Annotated in this window: 1 protein-coding gene; it reads right to left on the bottom strand. The window is 44.6% G+C overall.

Annotated elements, in window-relative coordinates; genetic code table 11:
- Positions 1-3: 3 nt before the first annotated feature.
- A protein-coding gene (locus tag AB4484_RS26640; protein ID WP_372081047.1) for an IS3 family transposase occupies positions 4-1,181 on the bottom strand; the annotation gives its coding sequence in 2 pieces (ribosomal slippage) (positions 4-923 and positions 923-1,181; 1,179 coding nt in all).
- Positions 1,182-1,277 lie beyond the last annotated feature (96 nt).

Below are 1,277 nucleotides of genomic sequence, written 5' to 3'. Positions count from 1 at the left end.
TGGTCAAGTAAAACTGGCCACAGTTTTATAAGGGAACCAGAACTGTCGTTCCGACTCATTTGGTGTTAATCCACCGTTATATTGATGTGGACGATACTGGTTGTAATAACCAACCAGATAATCTGTTATTGCTTGGCACGCCTCTGTAAAGCTTCTATAGCCATTCTTTGGTACCCATTCCGTCTTCAAGCTTCTGAACACACGTTCCATAGGGCTGTTATCCCAACAGTTTCCTCGACGACTCATACTTTGACTAATTCGATATCTCCATAGCAACTGACGATATTTCTTACTCGTATAGTGGCAACCCTGGTCCGAGTGGAACATCACGCCAGACGGTCTCCCACGGCTCTCATAGGCCATGGTTAACGCCTTACCTGTCAATGCGCTATCTGGGGAGTTAGACATTGCCCAGCCAATGACTTTTCGAGCGAATAGGTCAATAACAACCGCTAGGTAAGACCATCGTTGTCCTGTCCAGATGTAGGTCACATCCCCACACCAGACTTGATTCGGTTCAGTTACCGCGAACTGACGATTAAGATGGTTCGGTATATGAACGTGCTCCTGCGGTGTTTTCTTGTACGTATATTTTGGTAATTGACCACTGATTAAATCGAGTTCTTTCATGAACTTGCTTGCACGATAACGACTAAGTGGAATACCTCTTGCTGTCACTATGCCAGCAATGGTTCTCGCTCCTGCTGAACCATTGCTAATCTCATGAGCTCGTCGAACTTCGGCACGAAGAAGTACACGCTCTGACGCTAGAGCTTTATCTCTGTTTACCCAATAACGATAACTACTGCGATGAACCCCGAACACTTCGCAAAGCTGTTTCACTGCATAGCTCTTCTTGAGTTTCTCGATCATCGAGAACCGTTCAGGGAGTCTGACATCAAGAGAGCCGTAGCCTTTTTTAGAATTTCCTTTTCTTCTTCAATACGCTTGATTTTCTTTTTAAGGTCGCGAATTTCTCTTTGCTCTGGAGTTAGCGGCGATGCATTGGGTGTCTTGCCAGCCCTTTCAACTTTGAGTTGCCTTACCCAGCTTTCTAGCGTGGTTTTTCCAATACCCATTGCTTCGCAGGTTTCTTTATAAGTTCGCCCCTGATCAAGCACCAGTTGAGCGCATTCAAGTTTAAATTCTTGGTTAAAAGTGCGTCTATCTCGCTTAGTCATAATGTCACCTGTTTTAGTCTTGAGATGATCATACATCACCTCTTAATCAGGTGGCCAAATTCACTATGCCACTACAATACTCTTTAGAGCCAAAAG

The organism is Vibrio sp. 10N.261.46.A3, from assembly GCF_041472995.1.
Taxonomy (GTDB): domain Bacteria; phylum Pseudomonadota; class Gammaproteobacteria; order Enterobacterales; family Vibrionaceae; genus Vibrio; species Vibrio coralliirubri.
The sequence above is the reverse complement of the archived record's forward strand: the minus strand, read 5'-3'. Positions and strand labels throughout refer to the sequence as shown.